Below are 2,385 nucleotides of genomic sequence, written 5' to 3'. Positions count from 1 at the left end.
GGTCAAGATGGGCGCCACTCAGGCCGCCCCAGCGCCTGTGGCACCTGCAGCCCCCTGCGGAGGAAAGCAAATGATGACACTCACTTTGGGACACTTCCTGTCGCTTGGCGCGATGCTGTTTGCATTGGCCGTGATTGGTATCTTTTTGAACCGCAAGAACCTGATTGTTTTGCTCATGGCCATCGAGCTGATGCTGCTGGCAGTGAACATGAACTTTGTGGCCTTCTCACACTACCTGGGTGACATGCACGGCCAGGTGTTCGTTTTCTTCATCCTCACGGTGGCGGCGGCCGAATCGGCCATTGGCCTGGCCATCCTGGTGCTGTTGTTCCGCAACAAGAACAACATCAACGTGGACGAACTCAATTCGCTCAAGGGTTAATAAGAATATGAGTCAGACCCTCATCGCCAGCACATTGCTGGCCATTCCCCTGGCCCCACTGGCTGGCGCTTTGTTGGCCGGTATTTGGGGTACCCAATTCGGTGGCAACTGGATTGGCCGCCGCCTGTCCCACACCTTCACCATTTTGGGCGTGCTCGTGGCTTTTGTCCTGTCGGCCATGACGCTCATCAGCGTCATTGATGGCGCACGCTTCAACGACAGCATCTACACCTGGATGGTGGTGGGTGGCCTGAAGATGGAAGTCGGTTTCATGATCGACAGCCTCACAGCCATGATGATGTGTGTCGTCACCTTTGTATCGCTCATGGTGCACATCTACACCATCGGCTACATGGACGAGGACGAAGGTTACAACCGCTTTTTTGCCTACATCTCTTTGTTCACCTTTGCCATGCTGATGCTGGTGATGAGCAACAACTTGCTGCAGCTGTTCTTTGGCTGGGAAGCCGTGGGCTTGGTGTCGTATTTGCTGATCGGTTTTTGGTACAACAAACCGACCGCCATCTTCGCCAACATGAAAGCCTTTTTGGTCAACCGCGTGGGCGACTTTGGTTTCATCATCGGCATTGGCCTGATTGCGGCCTACGCCGACACGCTCAACTACACCGAACTGTTCGCAAAAGCCAACGAGTTGGCAACTATCAATTTTCCTTGGTACATCTTCGGCATGGACGCCATGCTGATCACGGTGATCTGCATCTGCCTTTTCATCGGTGCCATGGGCAAATCGGCGCAGTTCCCTCTGCACGTTTGGCTGCCTGATTCGATGGAAGGCCCCACGCCCATCTCGGCGCTGATTCACGCGGCCACCATGGTCACAGCCGGTATCTTCATGGTGGCGCGCATGTCGCCCCTGTTTGAGTTGTCCGATTCGGCCCTGAACTTCATGATGGTGATCGGCTCGATCACAGCGCTGTTCATGGGCTTCATGGGCATCATTCAAAACGACATCAAGCGCGTGGTGGCTTATTCCACTTTGTCGCAACTGGGCTACATGACTGTGGCGCTGGGCGCATCGGCTTACTCGGTGGCGGTGTTTCACCTGATGACGCACGCCTTCTTCAAGGCGCTGCTGTTCCTCGGTGCCGGCTCGGTCATCATGGGCATGCACCACAACCAGGACATCCGCTGGATGGGTGGTGTGCGCAAGTACATGCCCATCACTTGGATCACATCCTTGCTGGGGTCCTTGGCCCTGATCGGCACCCCTTTGTTCTCGGGTTTTTACTCCAAGGACAGCATCATCGAAGCCGTGCACCTGAGCACCTTGCCTGCGGCTGGTTTTGCCAACTTTACCGTGCTTGCGGGTGTGTTTGTCACGGCCTTCTATTCGTTCCGCATGTACTTCTTGGTCTTCCACGGACCAGAGCGTTACGACCAAAACCCGGACGCGCACCATGGCCATGACGACCACCATGGTCATGATGATCACGGCCATGACAAACCCCACGAGTCACCTTGGGTGGTGACGGTTCCGCTGGTCTTGCTGGCCATTCCCTCGGTGGTGATCGGCTACATGACGATTGGTCCCATGCTGTACGGCGACTTTTTCAAAGACGTGATCTTCATCGATGCCGTCAAGCATCCCGCCATGCAGCAGTTGGGTGAGTTGTTCCACGGCCCTGTGGCCATGGCTCTGCACGGCATGAGCATGGCCCCCTTCTGGTTGGCTTTGGCTGGCGTGGTGTCGGCTTGGTACATGTACCTGATCAACCCCAAAGTGCCGGCGTTCTTTGCCCGTGCTCTTCGTCCGCTGATCGTTGTCCTGGAGAACAAGTACTTCATGGACTGGATCAACGAGAACATCTTGGCCAAGGGCGCAAGAGGTTTGGGAAGCCTGTTGTGGCGAGTGGGTGACCGCGCCATCATTGACGGCTTCTTCGTCAACGGTTCCTGGAAAGTCGTGGGTTGGGTGTCTGGCGTCGTGCGCTTGTTCCAGTCGGGCTTCTTGTACCACTACGCCCTGGTCATGATTTTGGGTG

The 2,385-nt window shown here is 55.9% G+C and carries 2 protein-coding genes; both read left to right on the top strand.

The genetic code is table 11. The annotated features are described in order from the left end of the window. Positions 1 to 73: 73 nt before the first annotated feature. Positions 74 to 382: an NADH-quinone oxidoreductase subunit NuoK gene (nuoK, locus tag Q0341_RS00925; protein WP_100119811.1), complete on the top strand. Its 309-nt coding sequence runs from the start codon at positions 74 to 76 to the stop codon at positions 380 to 382. Positions 383 to 389: 7 nt separating this feature from the next. After that, positions 390 to 2,385 (top strand): NADH-quinone oxidoreductase subunit L (gene nuoL / locus Q0341_RS00920; protein WP_299509942.1); only part of this gene is annotated, 1,996 nt, incomplete at its 3' end.

It is taken from the genome of uncultured Limnohabitans sp., assembly GCF_937889215.1.
GTDB lineage: Bacteria > Pseudomonadota > Gammaproteobacteria > Burkholderiales > Burkholderiaceae_C > Limnohabitans_A.
The sequence above is the reverse complement of the archived record's forward strand: the minus strand, read 5'-3'. Positions and strand labels throughout refer to the sequence as shown.